The organism is Luteitalea sp., assembly GCA_009377605.1.
Lineage (GTDB): Bacteria > Acidobacteriota > Vicinamibacteria > Vicinamibacterales > Vicinamibacteraceae > WHTT01.
In genome coordinates, this window is record WHTT01000073.1 from 12,277 (window position 1) to 32,647 (window position 20,371).

The following is a 20,371-nucleotide window of genomic DNA, read 5'->3' on the forward strand; positions in this document are numbered from 1 at the left end:
CCCAAGCGAATGAAGTCACATCCGCGTTGTTATTCAAGCGGCCGTACGCGAGGCGGCAGGGTAAGGATGATCGTTTCTGGAGGCTACATGACGGCAGAAGGTCGCATTGAACAATTGTTGGGTTGTCTTGTTCAAGTAATCGGGCGCACGGCAATACCGGAAGATCGCGTGCGCGAGATTGTCGGCACGGCGTCAAAACAAGTTCGTGCTTTCAACCTCTGTGATGGCACCAAGACGCAAACAGACATCCGTCAGAAGGTCGGTCTTGATGCCGGAAACTTCAGCCGCACTGCCCGACGATGGGTCGAACAAGGTGTCATGTTTGAGATTGGCGACGCCGGCAACTCAAAGCTCCTTCACATCTACCCGCTCAGCAAATCTCAGAAGACAAAGGCAGCCCGAACTCGGAGGAAGAGGTGAAGCTGGCGTCGGGCTCCCTGCAGACCGCCCTCATTCTTGGCGCCGGGGCAACGCGTGGAGCGATCGGCCACGTTTTACTGAACAGGAAGCGTCTGAAGCCGCCTTTAAATGGAGACTTTTTCGACGTCGCGGCCACGTACGCACGAGCGAAAGGCTCCGGCACCAGGAAGCGCGTCGACCATCTCCTGGCGGTGGGAGCGGAACTCGCCCTGGGCCGAAACCCGACTCTTGAAGAAGCGTTCAGCCTTCTCTACATCGCTAAGGATTTCCCGGAGATCTATAAGTCTGGACCTGGCCCAAAACCGGAGCCGGGAATAAGTTCCGAGATCGACGACTTTCTCGCGCTGCTGTTCGGCGTCCTCAACGAGGTCGACCGCAACTCGAATGGTCATACTGGATATGACCGTCTCACTCGATCGCTTGAGTCTGGAGACTCAGTCCTCACGCTGAACTACGACACCTGTCTCGATTCAGCACTCAAACGGGCCGGGTGGGATCCAGCGTCGGGCTACGACCTGATCGGTGGCAAAGGCAAATGCAAGTGGGCTGGGCCCAACGCAGCAGTCTCCAACGCTAAAGGAGTCAAACTTCTGAAGCTTCACGGGTCGATGAACTGGTGGGTTCGTGGTTCGTCGGCCGACCTGACGAAAGTATTCTCGAAAAAGCCGACCCTGATCACGGGGCCCCGCAGGAACGGTCGTCATGGGCTTCTGCGGCAGATTGTTCCTCCGATTCACGGTAAATTCTTCTCGCATCCTCACTGGGCCAAGCTGTGGAAGACCGCGTTTCAGGCACTCTGCACTGCTGACAGGATTGTTGTGATTGGATGCTCTATCGTCGACACCGACTTTCACCTCCAGGGCTTTCTGCGTCGCATGGTTAAGACGCGGAAGTCGTTACAGCGCTTTCGCGAAGCAGTTTTGGTGGATCGATCTGTCAAGGTCCGCCGCAAGTGGAAGAAAGTCTTGCGCGGCGCGGTTTCCAGCTCTCAAGAGTTCCCAAGTTTTGAGGCGTTTCTGGAGAAGGGTGCACGCACATGACCGCTGAACAGATGGATAGAGGCATCAAGGCTCTGGAACGGATAGCCATGGCTTTGGCAGCCATGTATGCCGAACAGCTGAAGGGCCTGGATCAACCTGCTAAGGCAAAACGCCTGAGTCACCTCGGCTTCTCCAACGTTCAGATCGCAAGTGCACTTGGCACAACTGCGAACTCGGTCAATGTCTCTTTGCACAGAGCACGTAAACGACCGAAGGCATCTCAGAGATCGCGGCGGGAGAGGAAACAATGACCAACCGTCGTCTCATCGAAGTCGCCTTCCCTCTCGAACAGGCGTCACTCGACTCGGTACACGAAAAGAACGTGCGCCACGGGCATATCTCGACCCTGCACATCTGGCCGGCGCGCCGGCCGCTGGCGGCCTGTCGGGCGGCGCTCATTGCCACGCTGCTGCCTGATCCCGGCACACCTGAGAAGCGGCGCGAGCTGTGCGAGCGCATCGGCGGGAAGATCGAGAAGGTCATCGAGAAGAAGAAGGGCCCAGGAAGCCGCGGCGAGGAGAAGATCGTCAAGAAGACGATTGGCGGCATCCTTCACTGGGGCCGCGAGACCGAGAACAAAGCTGACATCGACTTCTTCCGTCAAGAGATCCGGAAGGCGTTCGGCGGCCGTGCGCCGCGTGTGCTCGACCCATTCGCCGGCGGTGGCGCCATCCCCCTCGAGGCGATGCGCCTCGGGTGTGAGGTCACGGCCGTCGACATCAATCCGGTCGCCTGGTTCATCCTGAAGTGCACGCTCGAGTATCCGCAAAAGCTCGCCGGTCAGAAACGGCCGCTTCCGGACTTCGTTCGCTCGGACGCCGCCTTCATGGAGAGCTTCTTCAAGGCGCAGGGCTTCAAGGGGGCGATGCTCCGCAGCCAGCTGCGCAAGCTGGGGCTAAGTGACTCGAAGAAGAACGGGGCGCAGCAGCACTCGCTCAAGGACACGCAGACCGGAAAGGATGTCGACCTTTCAATCGAAGAACACACTCTGGAAGCAGATCTGGCCTGGCACGTCCGGGCGTGGGGCTGGTGGGTGCTGCGCGAGGCACGCCGCGAGCTGGCGCGCTACTACCCTGCCTACGCGGATTTCCAGCCAGTGAAGGACGTGGACGACTGGCGCCGACGGCACCCGGAGCAGGCACGACCGAGGCAGCTCGTCCCGACTTTCGACGACGGAATACCCGACATCGATTCGCTGAACGCCGATTTCGGCGGCGACTACTTGGCCGACGGCCGCACTGCGCGCTGGGTAGCCAAGCCGGCGGTTGCCTACCTCTGGGCGCGGACCGTGAAGTGCAAAAACTGCCGCGCGACGATTCCCTTGTTGAAGACGCGTTGGCTAGCCAAGAAGGAGAAAAAGCGCGTCTTGCTTCACGTAGAACCGAACAGCGATAAAACCGGAGTCTCGTTCGGTATCGAGAATGACGTGCCAGTTGCCGGAGGCAACAACGCGCAGCGCCGCGAACACGATAAGCGGCTTGGGCACGGAACAATGAGCCGCGCGGGTGCCTGGTGTCCGTGCTGCGGCAAACCCGGCACTGTAGCCATGGAACGCGAAGACCTTCGCACTGAGGCGTCGGCGCAGCGAATGGGTATCGCCTTGACCGCGGTCGTGATTGATGGGCCGAGCGGTAAGGAGTATAGGCTACCGACCGAGCTGGAACTACGTCTTCCTCTGGTGCAGCCACGAGAGCTCGAGGAAACATTTCGGAGGCTTCCGTTTGGGATTCCGAACGAACCGTTTCCTGAAGGCGGGAGTCGCCAGACTGGTGGGTCGTCGTTTACTGCCTACGCTTACGGCAAGACAAGGTGGAGCACCGTATTTAGCAGTCGGCAATTGCTCTCCTTAGGGGCGTTCACGTACTGGATCAGGAGCTCCCACGAGTCGGCCGCCAGCTTCGGGTACCCGACTGCCTGGACAGAAGCACTGCCTGCGTACCTGTATACGGCGCTTTCGCGTCTGGCTGATCGGAATAGTGAGTTCTGCACATGGCAACTTGGCGCGGAAAAGATTGGACATACATTCACACGCTTCGCGCTCCCGATAACATGGGACTTTGTCGAGGTCATGCCCTGGGCTGATTCCAGCGGCGGTTTCCTGCAAGCCGTCGATTGGGTAGCACAGGTAGCCGCACACCTTCTCGACATGGCAAGCGCACCACCGTCCCAGGTGGTATGCGGGTCCGCGATCAATGCTCGAGACAGCGGAGTGGATCTGATCATCACTGATCCGCCATACTACGATTCGATTCAGTACTCGGATCTGATGGACTTCTTCCTCGTGTGGCTACGGCGGACGCTGCATGGGTCTTCGAGCGAAATTGATCGCGTCTTGTTGGATCCGCTCGGACCCAAGTGGAATCACGACCTCAATGACGGCGAGCTCATCGACGAAGCCAGCCGACACCTCGGAGACGCGGAACAATCACGCCGCGTCTATGAAGATGGAATGTCACGAGCTTTTAGGGCTTGCTTCGAAGCTCTCAACCCTAATGGCCGTCTTGTTGTCGTGTTCGCGAATAAACAGCCGGATGCCTGGGAAGCGCTGGTAGCGTCAATTACCCGAGCAGGCTTTTGTGTTGATGGCTCCTGGCCTATTCGGACAGAGCGTGCAGGCAGAATGCGTTCACTTGCATCGGCCGCCCTCGCTTCTTCGGTGTGGCTCATCTGTCGGAAGCGCGACGTCGCAGCGCGGCCTGGCTGGGACAATGTCGTTCTTGGCGAAATGCGCCGGACGATCAGCCAAGAGCTGCGAGAGTTTTGGGACGCCGGAATCCGGGGACCGGACTTCGTCTGGGCAGCCACTGGTCCTGCGCTTGAGGCGTACAGCAAGCACCCAGTGGTTAAGAAAGCGAACGACCCGGGCGAGACGATGTCAGTGTCAGAATTTCTGCGAGCTGTTCGCCGCATGGTTGTCGAGTTCGTCGTTGGCCGCGTCATCGGAGAGCTAACACATGGCCAGGCCGTAGTAGGCATCGAGGGCCTTACGGGCTTGGACGACGTAACGACCTACTACCTCCTTCACCGTCACGACTTCGGGATGAACGACGCACCGGCAGGCGCCTGCATTCTATATGCGCTCTCGTGCAATCTGTCGGAAGGCGATCTCGCGGATCGATACGCGATCCTCCTGCGCTCCGGCGGCGTTGAGCAGGGCGACGACGGAGAACCCGTCGAGGGAGACGCGGACGCCGAGGGCGATGTGACCGAAGGTTCTGGCAGTACGTTCAAGCTTCGACCGTGGAAGCAGCGCCGGCGTGCTGGACTCGGGATGGCGACAGTGAACGCCTCCGTCACCGTGCCTCTCGTCGATATGGCGCATCACCTCATGCACCTCTGGATCGATGGTGACGTCCACAAAGTGAACGCGTACATCGACGAGCGCGGCCTCCGGCGAAGTGACACGTTCCGGCATGTCCTGCAGGCGTTGATCGAACTGGCGAAGGAGAGCAGCGACGAACGCTCTGTCCTCGAGCGCATTTCGAATCATCTTCAGGCCAGAGGTCAGGCACCGGCATCCCTTCGCGATGTCGGCTTGGGTGTAGCAGCGGTTGACGAACAGGAGTAGCGATGAGCAAGCCGTCATGGAATCCCTGGCATCAGGTCGTTCAACTGCGCGAAGACCTTCGCACAGGAGAGCTGGCACTCAACGAATTCGCGGCCGACATCTATGATGTCGCGCTCCGGAGCGGGAAGCGGCGCATCTACGAAGATCCAAAGGAGTTCTTCGCCCTCACCTACCCTACCTCTGCGCTTCTCGATCTCGCGCGAGACGTCGTCCGCCGCCTGGCAGGCAAGAATCAGAAAGCGGTCCGACAGCTCGAGCTCACCTACGGCGGCGGCAAGACGCACACGCTCATCACGTTGTTTCACCTCGTGACCGATCCAGCGTCGCTGCCGCAACTGCCGGCGGTCGACGAATTCAAAGCGCGGATCGACCTACCGCTGCCACCAACGCGGGTTGCCGTACTGCCTTTCGACAAATTCGATGCGGAGAAAGGGACCGAGGTCCGCGACCCGTCCGGTGACAGGCGGATGCTCCGGCAGCCCTGGAGCGCGCTCGCGTGGCAGCTCGCCGGCGCCGACGGCCTACGAATCCTGCACCCGGACGACAAACCGGAAGAACGGAGGACCGCACCCGCGGAGAACTTGCTGACGCTGCTACTCGAGACGCCGCAGAAGGACGGGCGCTCCACCCTGATCCTGATGGACGAGGTGCTGATGTTCGCTCACGCGGCGGTCGACGCGGACCCAGCATGGCGCGAGCGTCTGAAGAACTTCTTCCAGGCGCTCACGCAGGCTGCAACCAAGGTCGACCGCTGCGCCATCGTCGCCTCGCTCCTCGCGACCGACGTCGCAAAGAACGATGAGTTGGGCCGGGCGATCACCGACGAGCTGTACGCGATCTTCCGGCGCGAGCGAGAAGAAGGCGTGGAGCCCGTGAGCAAGAAGGATGTCGCAGAGGTACTGCGGCGCCGGTTCTTCACGCCGGAATCGCTCCAGACCAAGGAAGCGTTCCGGAAGCCGGTGATCGAGGCGCTGAACGGCATCGAAGTTCTTGACGACGAAACAAAGAAATCGAGGAAAGACGAAGAAGTTCGCTTTGTGGCGAGCTACCCGTTCCATCCCGACCTCACCGAGGTGCTCTACGCGAAGTGGACGCAGCTCCAGGGCTTCCAACGCACGCGCGGCGTGCTGCGGACGTTCGCGCTGGCACTCCGCGAAGCGGAGAAGTGGGATACGTCTCCGGTCGTCGGCCCGAACGTCTTTCTCGCGGCGCCGACCGAAGACGGTCTCTCTGAAGCCGCACGTGAGTTGACTCAGGTAGCGACGGTTGAGGAACACGAGGGCAAGAAGCAAGAGTGGTCATCGATTCTCGCAGGTGAGCTCGAAAAGGCTCGGCGCGTTCAACAGGAGTTGAGCGACTTACAGCATCGCGAGGTCGAACAGGCCGTGTTGGCGACCTTCCTGCACTCGCAGCCCCCTGGTGCCCGCGCTCAACTCCGAGAACTGCTGGTTCTCGTGGGCGCAACCAGGCCTGACAAGATCACGTTGCAGAAGGCTCTTCGCGAGTGGTTCGACCGCTCCTGGTTCCTGGACGAAGCTGCAGACGCCGACACGAGAGCCACGAACGGCGTGAAGTCGCCGCCGGCTGTTTGGCGGTTGGGATCCCGTCCCAACCTGAAACAAATGCATGCAGACGCCGTCACGCGCGTCGCCGACCAGACAGTCGAAGAACACCTCCTTGGCGCCATTCGCAAGAACAAGACACTAACCGCGACGGCCTCTCAGGCCGGTGCCCGTGTTCACAATCTGCCGGAAAGGCCGGGGATGGTGGATGACGATGGCCAGTTTCGGTATGTGGTGCTGGGACCATCGGCTGCATCAGAGTCGGGCAAGCCGAGCGCGGAAGCGAGGCGGTTCATCGAAGAGACGACCGCCGCCGACCGGCCACGCACGGAGCGGAACGCCATCGTGCTGGCAGTGCCTTCCAGAGAGGGCGTCTACATCGCGCGGACGGCCGTACGCGATTACCTCGGATGGCTGGCTGTGGACGACGCGCTCAAGAAAGAAGGGCACGAGCTTGATCTCGTACGCCAGCAGAATCTCGACTCCTACAGGAATGCGGCCTTGAAGCGCATCGGCGACGCCATTCAGCAGGCCTACTGCATTGTTGTCACGGTGTCTTCCGACAACGATGTGCAGGCTTTCCGCGTTCAAGTCTCCGATGCGCCGCTCTTCAATACGATCAAGGCGGATTCCCGCTCGCGCATCCAGGAGAGCGCAATTAGTCCGGACGCGGTACTGCCTGGCGGGCCGTACCAGCTCTGGCGAGACGACGAGGAATCTCGACCGGTTCGCGATCTCGTCGGTGCATTTGCCAGATTTCCTCACCTGCCCAAGATGCTGAATCGTCAGGCGATCGTTGACACGATCATCCGAGGGTGCGAAGAGGGCTATTTCGTGGCGCGTCTCACTCGCCCCGACAAGTCCATTCAGACGTGGTGGCGGCAGGCGCCGCCTTCCGACGTGCTCGACGATCCCCAGCTTGATCTCGTGCTGCCCGACAAAGCCGAGCTTGTCAATCTGTCGCCCAACATTCTCCGGCCCGGCATGATCGATGATTTGTGGAGGATGCCACAGGTCACCGTTGCCACCATCCGGACGTTCTTCGACGGCGCCCATACGATTACCGTTTCTCGGGGAGGTTACGACGAGCCGATGCCGGTCCCCCGCGTGCTGGCCGACGTAGTCGATGGCGCCCTGCGCGCGGCGGTGAAAGAAGGATGGCTCTGGTTGACGTCAGGGCCGGCGAGTCTGCTTGGCGAAGATGTGCCGCCCGCGCTCGTTACCGCGGATACCGTGCTTCAGGCTCCGCCCGATCCGATCTCGCCGCTCGATCTCTTGCCGAACAGCCTCACCGACGCCTGGCAGAGTGGCAGAAGCGACGCGATGTCGGTAGCCGTCGCGCTCTCAAAGAAGGTGGGTGGAACCCTTCCTTGGCTCACGGTGCGCGAGGCCATTGACGCCGCCTTTCGCGCGCGGGTGCTGGATCGTGGCCCCGGCAGCGTCGACTGGCCGTGCGACTACTCCAACGCGTCGGCCGTTTCGATTGTCGTACCAGAGCCTGGCTCCGTTGCTGCTACGCTTCCGCCTGCAGCCGCCAGCGACACCCGAACCAGCGCTGCCACCGCACTCAAACCCAACCAGCTCCAGGATCTCGTCGACGTGCTCCCGGACTTAATCAAGATGACCGCGGGTCACGAGCTAAGGTTCCGCTTGGCGGTCGAGATCAAAGGTAAGCAGCGCCCACACGACAAGCTGGTCGCTGCGGTCAATGAGCTGTTCAAAGACCTAGACGACGAACTGCGGATTCAATAGCGAGACCGGAACCGGTGATGCAGAGGTGGCCAAGATCTTCATCGGTGGGTCTCGGCAACTTTCGCGCCCAAACGCCGACGCGGAGCTATCCGATGAAGCGTGATCCTGTTGAAGAGCATAAACACACCGCGACCGTCGAGGGCGTGTTAGCGCAGCTTGAGGGCGACTACTTCTATGACTATGCGGCCTTTACCGGCAGCCTGCGGGAGTACGTTGTCCGAGCCCTCGAGGCCCGATACAAGTCAGAGCCGAACGAGCTGCACAAGCGCGCCTTTCTCCTGAATGTCTACCGCGAGGAGTACACGGCGTACGAAGACCTTGGGGCGTTCATGGATGCGTTCCTTTCCATCAAAGGCGATCCAACGATCCTGCCGCTCCATCGGATGATTTCCTACGGCGCTGGCCAGGTGAAGCTCGGATCCGTCCTCGAACGACACCAGATCGATACCGGTGACGACCTCTATAACGGGCTCGGTCTGGCCGAGTGGATGCCCGCGAGCTGGTCGGAGCACCATCCGAAGATCGACCTGCAGAAGGTCCTTCGTAGAGCCTGTTATTTCCTCGTGGAGGATTGCTGGCCGGGACAGCGGGCGACAGGGGTCAGGGCGTTCAACAAGATCAAGCACGGGCTGGTGCTTGTGCCCGATGGGCGACCGTATGCGTCGAAGCTTCCGAGCGCGCCGGCCATCATCTTCGCGACCCACCCGAAGGATCCCGCATCGAAGGAGACTCCGGTCAGCATCTTGGCAATTCCGACGGAGCCAGAGAAGGTTGAAGAGCGGCTGAGGATCGTTCACTTCACGCAGTTCATGCTACGGATGTTCGCGATGCTGTACGTCTTGAAGCGATATCCGGCCGCCATCGGCGGACGGGGCCTTAAGGCGGACGCGTCGGTGTTCGGCTCGGAGCGGATGGTCGACGTCTTGGAATTCATGCGGAATTCATCTGAGACACCTTGGTCAAAGTAGGGAACTGATCACGCGACTTTTCTTGCGAGGTACGACCGACATGGCGCTACGACTGCGGGACGACTCTGACTTCAAGCCCTTATTGGACGCCCTCGCGGACGAACTCGTGATGGCCGCGATCTATTTCAAGCTGTATCAAGACTTGATCGAAGCGAAGAACGGCGAGTACGAGCGCGAGATCAGCCAATCGTGGACGTTCTGGTCACTGACATTGAGGTCGCTCATCGATGCGACCGTCTACCGGATCTGCAAGGCCTACGATCACAATAGGGATTCGTTGAATCTGAAGAACCTTCTCGAACTCGTGCGTGAGCGTCAGGACGTTTTCGATCGAGACACATTTCGCGAGCGGCTGAAAGACAATCCGTATGTCGACTCTCTCGCCAAAGACACCCGACTTCCTGACGCCGCACAGCTGGAGGCGGACCTGGAATTCGTGCAGGTAAAATCGAATCCCCTGGTCAAACGGCTGGTGACGTGGCGCGATAAGTTCTACGCGCACCGGGACCCGGCGCACGCGCTGGATCCGACCACCTTCGACCCATTGTTGGTGAGCGACGTGGAGACGTTGGTCAAAGAGGGCATGCGGATCATCAACTACTACAGCTCCCTTTACGCCGCAACGACGCACTCGACCCAGATGGTCGGCCACGACGATTACCTGTCGGTCCTCAAGGCGGTGCGAAAGCGGTTGGAGCGATACGAGGCCGGGTGAAAGGGGAGTTGGCTCTCGCGATGGCCGCCGGCCAGTCGAGTTCGGAGGTAACCCGATGACTCGAATCTACTTATGAAGCGGTCTTCAAACAAATGAGCTCTCGGCTCAATCAACATTGACAATTTGGTGGAGTGGCGATACGGTGTGCTGAACTGATGATAATCGATAATCGATGCAATTTTCCCATGCGCCTATACAACGGCCTGCCCCTACCGGTCGGCTTCCGATTCGTGGCACGAGGGACGATGCTGCTCGCGCTCTGCATCGGGATCGCCTGCGCGCCGGTCGCGCCGCAGGGGGCGAGCAATGGCCGGCCCGCGCCCGCCGAGCGCGGCACCGCCGCGGCACAGCACGTTACGTGGAGCGACTACGGTGGAGGGTCGGACTCGTCGAAGTACGTCGCGCTCGGACAAATCACCAAGGCCAACGTCGACCAGCTCGAGGTCGCCTGGACGTATCCCACCGGAGATAACAACTCGTACCAGTTCAATCCGCTCATCGTCGACAACGTGATGTACGTCCTGGCGAAGAACAACTCCCTGGTGGCCCTCGACGCAACGACCGGCAAGGAGATCTGGATCCACGGGCGCCTGCGCGGAATCGCCAGGCGCGGGATCAATTACTGGGAAAGCGCCGATCGCCGGGATCGGCGGCTGATCTTCCAGATGAACAACTTCCTTCAAGCCATCGACGCCGACACGGGCAAGTCGATCCTGACCTTCGGCACGAACGGCCTGGTGGATCTGAGGGAAGGCCTGGGTCGCGATCCAGAGACGCTCACGCGCGCGCAGTCGAACACGCCCGGGCGCATCTTCGAGGACCTCCTTCTGATGGGATCAGCCACCGGCGAGGGCTATTTCTCGACGCCCGGGCATCTGCGCGCGTACGACGTCCGCACGGGGAAGATTGTCTGGACCTTTCATACGATTCCGCAGCCGGGCGGGCTTGGCTATGACACCTGGCCGAAGGACGCCTGGCGGTACGCGGGCGGCGCCAACACGTGGGGTGAGATGTCGATCGACACCGAGCGCGGCATTGCCTACTTTCCAACCGGATCGCCGACCTACGATTTCTACGGCGCCGATCGGCGTGGTGCGAACCTCTTTGGCAACAGTCTGCTCGCCCTGGATGCCCGCACCGGGAAGCGCCTCTGGCATTTTCAGACGGTCCATCACGATATCTGGGACTACGACAACACCTCGGCGCCCCAGCTCGTGACCGTGCGCCGCCAGGACAAGACCATCGACGCCGTCGCGATGGCCACCAAGCAGGGCTTTCTGTTCGTCTTCGATCGAGTCACCGGTACGCCAGTCTGGCCGATCGAAGAGCGACCGGTGCCGCCGAGTAACATGCCCGGCGAGGAGGCGTGGCCCACGCAGCCGTTTCCCACGGCGCCTCCACCGTACGCCCGCCAGATTTTGACCCCCGATGCCATCACACCCTATTTGCTGACCCCGAAAGAGCACGCCGAGTGGAAGGCGCGCATTGCCCGGGCGCGGACGGGGTTGTTCACACCGCTCTCCACGCAGGAGACGATACCCGTACATCATGAGCCCGCCGTGGTCCTGGATCGTCGCTTACGACCTGAACGCAGGCACGATCAAATGGAAACAGCCGCTCGGGACCGACCTGCACGCCGCGGCAGAAGGCGGGAAGGACACGGGCATGCCGCGCGGCTCCCAGAGTCTCGGCATGATCGTGACGTCGAGCGGCCTGGTCTTCGCGCCGGCGAAAGACGGCAAGATTCGCGCGTATGACGCGGACACCGGCGACGTGCTGTGGACCGCCGATCTGCCCAACGGTCCCGAGGGCATTCCTGCGATGTTCGAAGTCAACGGACGTCAGTACCTGGTGGTCTGCGCCACCACGCCCCTGACGTGGGGCCGCCAATCCACGGAACGAGATGAGATGGCGGAAGGGCCGGAGGCCCGCACCAAGGGTGGCTACGTGGTATTTGCGCTGCCCGCCAGCAAAGGAGAATCGCAATGACGGACGCGCTCAACCGACGACGCTTTGGCAAGGCCCTCGTGATGGGGCTCGCCGCCGCCTCACAGATCGTGGCGCGCGCAGCACCGCGCAGGCTCGAAGCCGGCCATACGGGGATTACCTGGGGGTTCCAGCCGGCCGATGCCGAGCAGGCCATCAAGGACGTTGCGCAACTCGGCTTTCAGGCGTTCGAATCGTTTGGGAACGTCCTCGAAGCGTGGGAAGCCAAAGGTGGTCTCGACAAGGTGCTGGAGGCAGCCCTCCTCCCGTTGCACTCGGCGTACTGTCCGGTGGATCTCACCGACACGACCAAGCGCAAGGAGGAGATCGCGAAAATGGTCCGCTGGGGCCGGCTCATCAAGAAATGCGGCGGGTCGGTTGCCGTCATCGGGCCCAATGGCGTCGAGCGCGAGACGTACGATTTCAACGCGCATCGCGCGCACATCGTCGAGGCGCTGAACGAGATCGCCAAGGCGCTCGATGACATCGGCGTGGTCGGCGTCCTCCACCAACACACCGATACTTGTGTCGAAACGCGGGAGGAGACCTACGCGGTCATGGAAGCCGTCGACACGCGTTACGTCAAGTTTGGTCCGGACGTGGGACAACTCCAGAAAGGCGGATCGGATCCGGTGAAGGTCGTCAAGGACTTCTTACCGGTCGTTCGTCACGTCCACCTGAAGGACTACGACGGCGGCGAGCACTACCTTGGATACTGCCCGCTCGGACAGGGCCAGGTCGACCTCACCGCCATCGTGGACGCGCTGGATGGGTCCGGCAACGATCTAGTGATCATGGCGGAGCTCGATCCGTCGAAGAACATGACGCTCGCGCCGTTCGAAGCCGCGACGATCAACAGAGCCTACCTAGAAAAGCTCGGGTACAGCTTCCGGTCATAGGCCATTCACTTCGCGCACGGTGTCCTCCACCCGGTGCGCGCAGACCGTGGTAGGGCCGCCTCGCCGATTTCTAGGTAGGGCCGCCTCGCCGAGGCGTCCGTCACCTCTTACTCATGGCACAATTCGGGCGTGGCTCAATTAGACGGGAAGGTCGCTCTTGTCACGGGCTCGAGCCGAGGGATCGGCCGCGCCATTGCTCTGGCCCTCGCGCGGGCCGGGGCAAACGTCGTCGTGAACTTTCGAGCGCGCTCCACAGAGGCTCACGATGTGGTACGGGAGATTCAGCAGCTCGGACGAGACGCTCTCGCGATTCAGGCCGACGTCTCCATCGCCGCCGACGTCGTGAGACTCGTTCGAGATGGACACGACCAGCTTGGCGCGATCGACGTGTTGGTGAACAACGCGGGCATCTCGCGTCCACAGGCGCCGGAAGAGATCACCGAGCGAGACTGGGACGAGCTGATGACCGCGAACTTGAAATCGTGCTTCCTGGTCACGCAGGCCGTCCTGCCGGCGATGCAGCGCCGCACATGGGGACGAATCATCAACCTGTCGTCCGTTGCTGCGCAGATTGGCGGCGTCGTGGGCCCTCACTACGCCGCGTCCAAGGCCGGTATGCTGGGCCTCACACGCTTCTACGCGAGCCGGCTCGCGCGCGAGGGGATCACCGTGAATGCCATCGCGCCGGCGTTGATAGAGACCGACATGGTGACGTCCAATCCCAACGCGCGACCCGATCGCATCCCCGTGGGGCGCTTCGGGTCCGTCGACGAAGTGGCGGACGTCGCCGTCATGCTCGCCTGTAACGGCTACATCAACGGCCAGACCATCAACGTCAATGGCGGCTGGTTCCTGACCTGATCGGTCGTCAACCAAGGCCCTGTGCAGGGAGGCAGCAGAAACCGTGCGAGTCGTAGTCATCGGTGGAACTGGACACCTCGGAACGTCTCTCGCGCCACGCCTGGTGGAGGCCGGGCACGACGTGACGTGCGTGAGCCGGCAACAACGAGAGCCTTATCACGCGCATCCAGCCTGGACGCGGGTGAGGCATGTCGAGCTGGACCGCGAGGCCGCAGAAGCCGACGGCACCTTCGGTCAGAGGATCGTTGACCTGCAAGCAGAGGTCGTCGTCGACTTGATCTGCTACACGCTCGAGAGCGCGACGCACCTGGTCGACAGCCTGCGCGGTGTCGTGCAGCACTTCCTCCACTGCGGAACGATCTGGGTGCATGGTCCCAGCGCACGGGTGCCAACGACCGAGGCCGAACCGAAGCACCCCCTGGGTGACTACGGCCGCCGCAAGGCAGCAATTGAAAGCTATCTCCTGGAACAGGCGCGCGCTGGCGGCTTTCCGGCAACGCTGCTCCATCCCGGCCATCTGGTCGGACCCGGCTGGGTGCCCATCAATCCGGCTGCCAACTTCAACGTGCAGGTGTACTCGGACCTCGCCACCGGACGCGAGCTCCTACTGCCACACCTCGGCATGGAAACGCTGCACCACGTGCACGCCGATGATGTGGCGCAGGGGTTCCTACAAGCGATCGGCAATCGTCACGCCGCCGTTGGTGAGAGCTTTCACGTCGTGTCGGCGGCTGCCTTGACCTTGCGGGGCTATGCCGAGCACATGGCCGCATGGTTTGGCCGCGAGCCGCGTCTGCGATTCGTGCCTTGGGATGATTGGCGTCGCACGGCTTCCGACAAGGACGCGGAGGTGACATACAACCACATCAGCCACTCGTCACACTGCAGCATCGAGAAAGCGCGGGCCCGCCTGGGATACGCGCCGCGCTACAGCTCCCTCGAAGCGGTGCAGGAAGCGGTCACCTGGCTGATGGACAACAACCTCATTCGCCGTGATTGAGCTTGCACCTTGGAGACCGACCTCTGAGCCCGGCTGAAACCAGCAGCCCCCTGAATCGGCGCCACTTCCTTGCCGCGGGTGTCCTCGCTCCCCTTGCGCTCAACGCTCAGCGCCGGCGCGTCCAGACGCCACCGCCGTTCACCACGTCGATCAACATCGAGATCATGTTCGACCGATCCCTGCCGAAGAGCGAGCGGATTCGGGCGGTGGCTGCTCAACAGGTGAAGGCCTACAGCTTCTGGCGTGCATCGGCCGATGAACAGGAGGCGATGCTGGACGTGCAGCAACAGACCGGCCTCAAGTGCTCCTGCGTCGTGGGAAGCGGGGAGACCGGAAGGACCTCCGGCCTGACCAGGCCGGGCGCCGAACAGCAATACCTCGACGAGCTCTCGCTGGGCGTTCGGACGGCGCAGCGCTTTGGCGGCGCGGACGCGATCATCTTCCCCGGCGCGCGGCACGACGACATTCCCCTGGGAGGCGCAGCGCGAGAACCTGATTCAAGGGCTCCGCAAGGCGGGAGACCTCGCCGTGGAACACGGCATCTACTTGGTGCTCGAGCCACTCAATCGTGTCGAGTCACCAGACATCGCGATCCTCACCGCCGAAGCCGCGTTCGACGTTGTCAGCGCCGCAGCCCACGAGCACGTGAAGGTGGACTTCGACATCTACCACCTGCAGCTGAGCGAGGGCAACATCATCAACAACCTCAAGGTCGGCTTGGAAAAAGGCTGGATTCGCCTCGTGCAGATTGGGGATGTTCCGGGCCGTCTCGAGCCCGGCACGGGAGAGATCCACTATCCAAACATTTACCGGACGCTTCGCGAGATGGGCTATGACGGCTACGTCGACTCGGAGCACGGTACCTCGTCCACTCCAGAGCATGCGATTCAGGTCGTCAAACAGATGGCGTTGGAGAGCTGAGCGAAACCATGAGCACACTACGCATCTCGATGCTCCTCACGCTGGCCGTGGGGCTTCTCGTCGGCGTCGCTGCCCTGCAGGCGTCGGGCCCCTCCTTCCGGCCAGACACGAGATTTGAGGGCTCCACCCTCGCCGGGTGGCACGTCGTCGGCGCAGCCGAGTGGCGCGCGCAACAGGGTGAGATCATCGGCACGCCGAAAGAGCCTGGCGGAGGCTGGCTCGTCCTTGATCGCTCGTACCAAGACGTTGCGCTCTACGCCACTTTTCGCTGCTCGGCTGGTTGCCGCGCAGGTGTGCTCCTTCGCGCCGAGAAGACGGCGACCGGCATGAAGGGAATCTACGTGTCGCTCACCGACGAAGACGAGGCGCCGTACGCTGTGACGCTGGACACGGATGGCCGGGAAGTGCAACGCGAGCCGCTCCGTCGCGGCGGCGGCAGCGTGCGCATCGCACCGCCGCCCGATCCGGACGCGGAGACAGACGGAGCTGGCGCAGCAGCCCGTCGTCGCGCGGCCCAGGCCCGACGACGCGACACCGCTGTCACGTTGCCCGTCGAGCCACCGGACACGAGCCTGCGTCCGGGTGAGTGGAATGGCGTGGAGATCATCGTCGACGCAAACCTCGTCCGGGTATTCCTGAACGGCGGCGGCAGCCCCGGCAGCGTTGCGGAAGAGGAGGTCGGACGTTACGGGCCGGTGGCATTGCACGTCGGCGGCTCCGGCGAAGTGCGCTTCAAGGAGGTGGCCTACAAGGATCTCGCGCTGAGACAGCGTCCCGCAGAAGAAGTGTCGAACCGGTTTCGCCTGCAGCGTGTGAGCGACTTCTACTACAGTTGGGGCGTCGCTGCCAAGGACTTCAATCAGGACGGCGTTCTCGACCTGGTCTCGGGCCCGCACGTGTACTTCGGCCCGGACTACACCGAGTATCGCGAGATCTATCCAGCGCTGACGAAGAACCCGTCCTCCGAGTACACCTCGGATGTGTGGATGCAGTTTGCCGCAGATGTCACGGGCGACGGTTGGCCGGACGTGATTAATGCCAGCTTTTCCGGCGACAACGCCGGCGCCACGCTGTACGTCAATCCCAAAGGTGAAACGCGCCGCTGGGACAGTTATCGCGTGACCACCGCGCAGCAGACAGAGATCGCTGTGCTCGTCGACGTCGACGGTGATGACGAGCCGGAGCTGGTCTACGGAGCGGAGGGCTCCATGCGATATGCCGAGCCTGATCCGGCGAAGCCAACCGAGCCGTGGATTGTCCACACGATTTCCGAGACCGGTTACGCAACCGCGCACGGGGTCGGCGCCGGCGACGTGAACGGCGACGGACGCGTCGATATCTTGAACGCGTACGGCTGGTGGGAACAGCCAGCATCCGGCGGCGCGAAAGAGCTCTGGACGTATCATCCGCAGGCATTCGCCCGCGCGTCCGGCCGCACCAGCGCAGGCGGCAGTGTGATGGCTGTGTACGACGTGAACGGCGACGGCCTCAACGACGTCGTCACCTCGCTCAGCGCGCACGGCTGGGGCCTGGCCTGGTTCGAGCAGAAGCGCGAGGCCGACGACGCGATCTCGTTCGTCCAGCACATGGTCATGGACGACTTCGGCACCGAGAACGCGGGCGACGTCACGTTCTCGCAACTGCACGGGTCCGCCCATGCCGACGTCGATGGCGACGGAATAGAGGACTTCATCGTGGGCAAGCGCTATTGGGCCCACTTGGACAGCCGCACGGATCCCGATTCGTACGGAGATCCCGTGCTCTACTGGTATCGGACGGTTCGCAGTCCCAAGACTCCGGGTGGAGCGGAGCTCGTTCCCGAGCTGATCCACAATCGCTCGGGCGCCGGTTCCCACGTCTTGGCGATCGACCTCGACAAGGATGGCGCGATGGATATCACCACACCCACCAGGTTTGGGACGTTCATTTTTTGGGGTCAGTCCGCAAGCACCCGTTAGTCAGGACGAGGGGCCTGAAGGCCCCTCGCTACGCGTTTGATTTTGCGACGTAGCGCGCGGCCTTTAGGCCGCGCGACCAGGACGGGTCAGCCCTCCATCTCGTCGAGCAGTTGTTCCAGCGTGACGGCGCTGTTGGACTGCGTGCCGCGAGCCAACGATGGCGACACCACGACGGCTTCGGTATGTCCCTCGAACCAAGCCAAGAACGACGATTCAGCGGCGCCGGGCAGCCGCTTCAGGTTCAGCCACGTGTAGTACGCGCCCATATCTGCGTCGATCAGCGCCCCCTGCGGATCCAGCACGGGAACCGTCGGGATGCCAGCAAGCGCTTCGTTCATCGAGCGCTCGGTCATCCGCGGCGCAAATCTCGTGATCAAGGTCAAGGGCTGCGCCCGCCACAACAGCTCTCGTGCCGACCACTGGACGAAAGTCGTGCTGAAGAATTGCGTTCCAGATCCCTGGGACAGGACGCTCACCTTGAAGTGGTCCACGACCTGCTCGGCTTCAGCAGCATTTCTCAGGCCAACATCCTCTGGACCGAGGTGCGCCAGGGCGGTGCGCCTGGCTTCGCTCCCTGTTCCCGCTTGCAGCATCTCACGCAGTCTCGCCACGACACTGGCGCGCACTGGCTCCAGCGCATCGTACGAAACCATCGTGACACCGGCCGGTGATGGCTCCTCTGCGGATCCGCCGTCGACGTACCAGTGCGCAAACGGGATGGCATGCGCCTTCGCGCGCGCAGCTACGCGATCAAGGAGCACACGCACGCCGTTCTTTGGACTCACGTGGGTAAAGTAGGCGCCGTGCGGCCGAAGCTTGCGAAAGAGCGGGTGGCTCGTCTGCGTCGTTCCGCGCCCTACAACCGAGATCCCCAGACGCCGGATCTCCGGCGGCTGCGGGGGAACCGCCGCACGGACCGCATCGAGGAAGCCGACAGCCGCCGCGCGAAACGACGCAATCTGGTCCGTCGTCCAAAGATGTGCCGAGAGCTGCTCGGAAAACTCGCCTGGCGAGCCAACCCAGTCCATGTCCTCGAGCGCCGAGGAGAGCCTCAGTTGGGCGAGCTCGCGCATCACCCGACCGCGCCGCTCCTGCGAGAGAGAGGTCAGATACGTGAGCTGCGCATCGATCTCGCGACGCTCGGCTGGAAACTTCCAGTCGTACGCCTTCAGCTCGCGCAGCAGCAACGCCAAGAAGCTGAGCGGGAGCTGCCGCAGGAGCTCGATTTCGCGGATGGCGAGCTGCTTGGCCAGGCGCGGATACGCCGCGAAGTGCTCGCGTCTGAGTTGAGCTGGGCGCATTGACGTTCAGGTTCGGCAGGGCTTTAGCAGCCCATCAACACGCGGCCGTAGCGCAGGGCTTCAGCCCTGCCCACGTGGTGCAGGCAGGCCTAAAGGCCTGCGCTACGCCTATTTCCTCGCACGCTCAAAACAGCCCCTCGATTGGCTTGCCTTGCGCAAAGCGCGCGGAGAATCCGAAATACGAACCGAGCGTCGGTACCAGATCCGTTGATTCCACAGGGCGATCGATCAAGACGTTCTCACGAATCCCTGGGCCAAGCACCATCATCCAGGTAGTTCGCGAGCGCGCGTCGCCAGTGCGATGATGCTGGAATCCGTTACCGCTGGCCTCCCCATCCGAGTCCCGCCCAAAATCTGGGAGGATGAACATCGTCGTTCTCCCGGTGTACTCCGGGTCGCGCTGAATCATCTGCCAAATTTCCGCGCAAAGCCTGTCCGTTCGCCTGATGCCGTCGATGTAGAGCGAGTAGGCTCCGGCATGGGCAATGTCGATGTCGTGGAGCGTAATCCAGAGGAGGCTCGGCGCGAACTGTCGCATGAGCCTTCGCGCGATGAACACCGACAGCTCGTCCGGGCTCTCTACGCTGCGGGCGCCAGCCAGGAAATCGGACACCGACAGCTTCAAGATCCCGGCCATCCGCGCTAGCTCGATCTCCGTGTCCGCCGCCTCAGGCTGGTAGAACGGCGACTCGTAGTTGTCGTGAAGCAGAAACTCGTATTCGGCTCGCGCGCCAGAGGGTAGCGCGGCGGCGAGGAGACGTTTGGGGAGAATCACGCCGGCACCCTGGCCCGCTCCATATGCGCCGTGGCTGCTTTCGCCAATACGCTCGAAGCCGTTGCTGGGCGCGATGACCCAGGCATCGGAGACGGGTCGATCCAGCTCTTTCCGGAAGTACTCGAACACCGTCGGGTGCTGCGGAGGCGCCGCCACGAAGTTGTTGATGGTCTCGTACGATCCAGTCGCCAAGCTCGCGTTCGCGACGTAGTGGCCCAGGATGCCGCGGTTGACCACCTGTGTGAAAAACGTCGCCTGCGGCACCAGCTGCTCCAGGAGATGCGGAATGTTCTCCCTGCCCTCCGGCATGAAGGTCTCGTCGTCTCGCGCACCGCCACCGAAGGTCACGACAACGGCCTTGCGGCGCCGCGCGGAGCCGGTAGCTTGCCGGGAGGCGCCGAACATGGCCGGGCTCAGACATGCCGCCGTCGCGGCGCGCAAGAAGTCACGACGACGCAGGGAGACCGCCATCGCGGTCTCGCGCAAGTGCTTGGTCATGGCGCAATGCCAACTAGCTTATCGTATAAGCTCTCGGACGAATTTCGCGCGGTGAGTTGATCTGTCATCAATTATCGATTATCATCCCGCATGCTAGTGTCGTGTCTCAAAGAAAGCTTGTAATAATCAGGGGCGTTTGGTACGCTG

General features: G+C 62.2%; 16 protein-coding genes. 14 read left to right on the forward strand and 2 right to left on the reverse strand.

Going from position 1 to position 20,371, the window contains the following annotated elements:
• Positions 1-66: 66 nt before the first annotated feature.
• The 14 genes from GEV06_20980 (at position 67) to GEV06_21045 (ending at position 17,650) form a co-directional block, all read left to right on the forward strand.
• Complete coding sequence (locus GEV06_20980) at positions 67-420, forward strand: MarR family transcriptional regulator (GenBank protein MPZ20364.1); 354 nt, start codon at positions 67-69, stop codon at positions 418-420.
• Positions 378-1,460, forward strand: coding sequence for a hypothetical protein (locus GEV06_20985; protein ID MPZ20365.1), 1,083 nt, complete (start codon positions 378-380; stop codon positions 1,458-1,460). The genes GEV06_20980 and GEV06_20985 overlap by 43 nt, the downstream gene beginning before the upstream one ends.
• Positions 1,457-1,711, forward strand: a complete 255-nt coding sequence (locus GEV06_20990) for a hypothetical protein (protein MPZ20366.1) — start codon at positions 1,457-1,459, stop codon at positions 1,709-1,711. The genes GEV06_20985 and GEV06_20990 overlap by 4 nt, the downstream gene beginning before the upstream one ends.
• Positions 1,708-5,028: a DUF1156 domain-containing protein gene (locus tag GEV06_20995; GenBank protein MPZ20367.1), complete on the forward strand. Its 3,321-nt coding sequence runs from the start codon at positions 1,708-1,710 to the stop codon at positions 5,026-5,028. The genes GEV06_20990 and GEV06_20995 overlap by 4 nt, the downstream gene beginning before the upstream one ends.
• A gap of 2 nt (positions 5,029-5,030) precedes the next feature.
• Positions 5,031-8,342, forward strand: a complete 3,312-nt coding sequence (locus GEV06_21000; protein ID MPZ20368.1) for a DUF499 domain-containing protein — start codon at positions 5,031-5,033, stop codon at positions 8,340-8,342.
• A gap of 92 nt (positions 8,343-8,434) precedes the next feature.
• Positions 8,435-9,310: a hypothetical protein gene (locus GEV06_21005; protein MPZ20369.1), complete on the forward strand. Its 876-nt coding sequence runs from the start codon at positions 8,435-8,437 to the stop codon at positions 9,308-9,310.
• A gap of 40 nt (positions 9,311-9,350) precedes the next feature.
• Positions 9,351-10,025, forward strand: a complete 675-nt coding sequence (locus GEV06_21010) for a hypothetical protein (GenBank protein MPZ20370.1) — start codon at positions 9,351-9,353, stop codon at positions 10,023-10,025.
• Between the two features lie 155 nt (positions 10,026-10,180).
• On the forward strand, positions 10,181-11,782 hold the full coding sequence (locus GEV06_21015; protein ID MPZ20371.1) for a PQQ-binding-like beta-propeller repeat protein: 1,602 nt from the start codon (positions 10,181-10,183) through the stop codon (positions 11,780-11,782).
• The gene (locus GEV06_21020; protein MPZ20372.1) at positions 11,691-12,014 is read left to right on the forward strand and encodes a PQQ-binding-like beta-propeller repeat protein; all 324 of its coding nucleotides are present in this window, start codon (positions 11,691-11,693) and stop codon (positions 12,012-12,014) included. The genes GEV06_21015 and GEV06_21020 overlap by 92 nt, the downstream gene beginning before the upstream one ends.
• Complete coding sequence (locus tag GEV06_21025; protein ID MPZ20373.1) at positions 12,011-12,910, forward strand: TIM barrel protein; 900 nt, start codon at positions 12,011-12,013, stop codon at positions 12,908-12,910. Before GEV06_21020 ends, GEV06_21025 begins: the two co-directional genes overlap by 4 nt.
• A 129-nt stretch (positions 12,911-13,039) precedes the next feature.
• Positions 13,040-13,771: an SDR family NAD(P)-dependent oxidoreductase gene (locus GEV06_21030; protein ID MPZ20374.1), complete on the forward strand. Its 732-nt coding sequence runs from the start codon at positions 13,040-13,042 to the stop codon at positions 13,769-13,771.
• Positions 13,772-13,814: 43 nt separating this feature from the next.
• Entirely contained in the window at positions 13,815-14,771 is a 957-nt protein-coding gene (locus tag GEV06_21035) for an NAD-dependent epimerase/dehydratase family protein (protein MPZ20375.1), read from the forward strand.
• A 417-nt stretch (positions 14,772-15,188) separates the two neighbouring features.
• Positions 15,189-15,692: a TIM barrel protein gene (locus GEV06_21040; protein ID MPZ20376.1), complete on the forward strand. Its 504-nt coding sequence runs from the start codon at positions 15,189-15,191 to the stop codon at positions 15,690-15,692.
• Between the two features lie 29 nt (positions 15,693-15,721).
• Positions 15,722-17,650: a DUF1080 domain-containing protein gene (locus GEV06_21045; GenBank protein ID MPZ20377.1), complete on the forward strand. Its 1,929-nt coding sequence runs from the start codon at positions 15,722-15,724 to the stop codon at positions 17,648-17,650.
• Positions 17,651-17,736: 86 nt separating this feature from the next.
• Here the strand turns inward: GEV06_21045 and GEV06_21050 are convergent, their stop codons facing one another.
• Complete coding sequence (locus GEV06_21050) at positions 17,737-18,951, reverse strand: hypothetical protein (GenBank protein ID MPZ20378.1); 1,215 nt, start codon at positions 18,949-18,951, stop codon at positions 17,737-17,739.
• Between the two features lie 124 nt (positions 18,952-19,075).
• The gene (locus tag GEV06_21055) at positions 19,076-20,224 is read right to left on the reverse strand and encodes a hypothetical protein (protein MPZ20379.1); all 1,149 of its coding nucleotides are present in this window, start codon (positions 20,222-20,224) and stop codon (positions 19,076-19,078) included.
• Positions 20,225-20,371 lie beyond the last annotated feature (147 nt).

What these genes read in the sequence shown, in the direction of transcription:
- GEV06_20980 (MPZ20364.1), top strand. Translation starts at nt 67, where the DNA reads ATGATCGTTTCTGGAGGCTACATGACGGCAGAAGGTCGCATTGAACAA.
- GEV06_20990 (MPZ20366.1), top strand. Translation starts at nt 1,457, where the DNA reads ATGACCGCTGAACAGATGGATAGAGGCATCAAGGCTCTGGAACGGATA.
- GEV06_20995 (MPZ20367.1), top strand. Translation starts at nt 1,708, where the DNA reads ATGACCAACCGTCGTCTCATCGAAGTCGCCTTCCCTCTCGAACAGGCG.
- GEV06_21000 (MPZ20368.1), top strand. Translation starts at nt 5,031, where the DNA reads ATGAGCAAGCCGTCATGGAATCCCTGGCATCAGGTCGTTCAACTGCGC.
- GEV06_21005 (MPZ20369.1), top strand. Translation starts at nt 8,435, where the DNA reads ATGAAGCGTGATCCTGTTGAAGAGCATAAACACACCGCGACCGTCGAG.
- GEV06_21010 (MPZ20370.1), top strand. Translation starts at nt 9,351, where the DNA reads ATGGCGCTACGACTGCGGGACGACTCTGACTTCAAGCCCTTATTGGAC.
- GEV06_21015 (MPZ20371.1), top strand. Translation starts at nt 10,181, where the DNA reads ATGATAATCGATAATCGATGCAATTTTCCCATGCGCCTATACAACGGC.
- GEV06_21020 (MPZ20372.1), top strand. Translation starts at nt 11,691, where the DNA reads ATGCCGCGCGGCTCCCAGAGTCTCGGCATGATCGTGACGTCGAGCGGC.
- GEV06_21025 (MPZ20373.1), top strand. Translation starts at nt 12,011, where the DNA reads ATGACGGACGCGCTCAACCGACGACGCTTTGGCAAGGCCCTCGTGATG.
- GEV06_21045 (MPZ20377.1), top strand. Translation starts at nt 15,722, where the DNA reads ATGCTCCTCACGCTGGCCGTGGGGCTTCTCGTCGGCGTCGCTGCCCTG.
- GEV06_21050 (MPZ20378.1), bottom strand. Translation starts at nt 18,951, where the DNA reads ATGCGCCCAGCTCAACTCAGACGCGAGCACTTCGCGGCGTATCCGCGC.
- GEV06_21055 (MPZ20379.1), bottom strand. Translation starts at nt 20,224, where the DNA reads ATGACCAAGCACTTGCGCGAGACCGCGATGGCGGTCTCCCTGCGTCGT.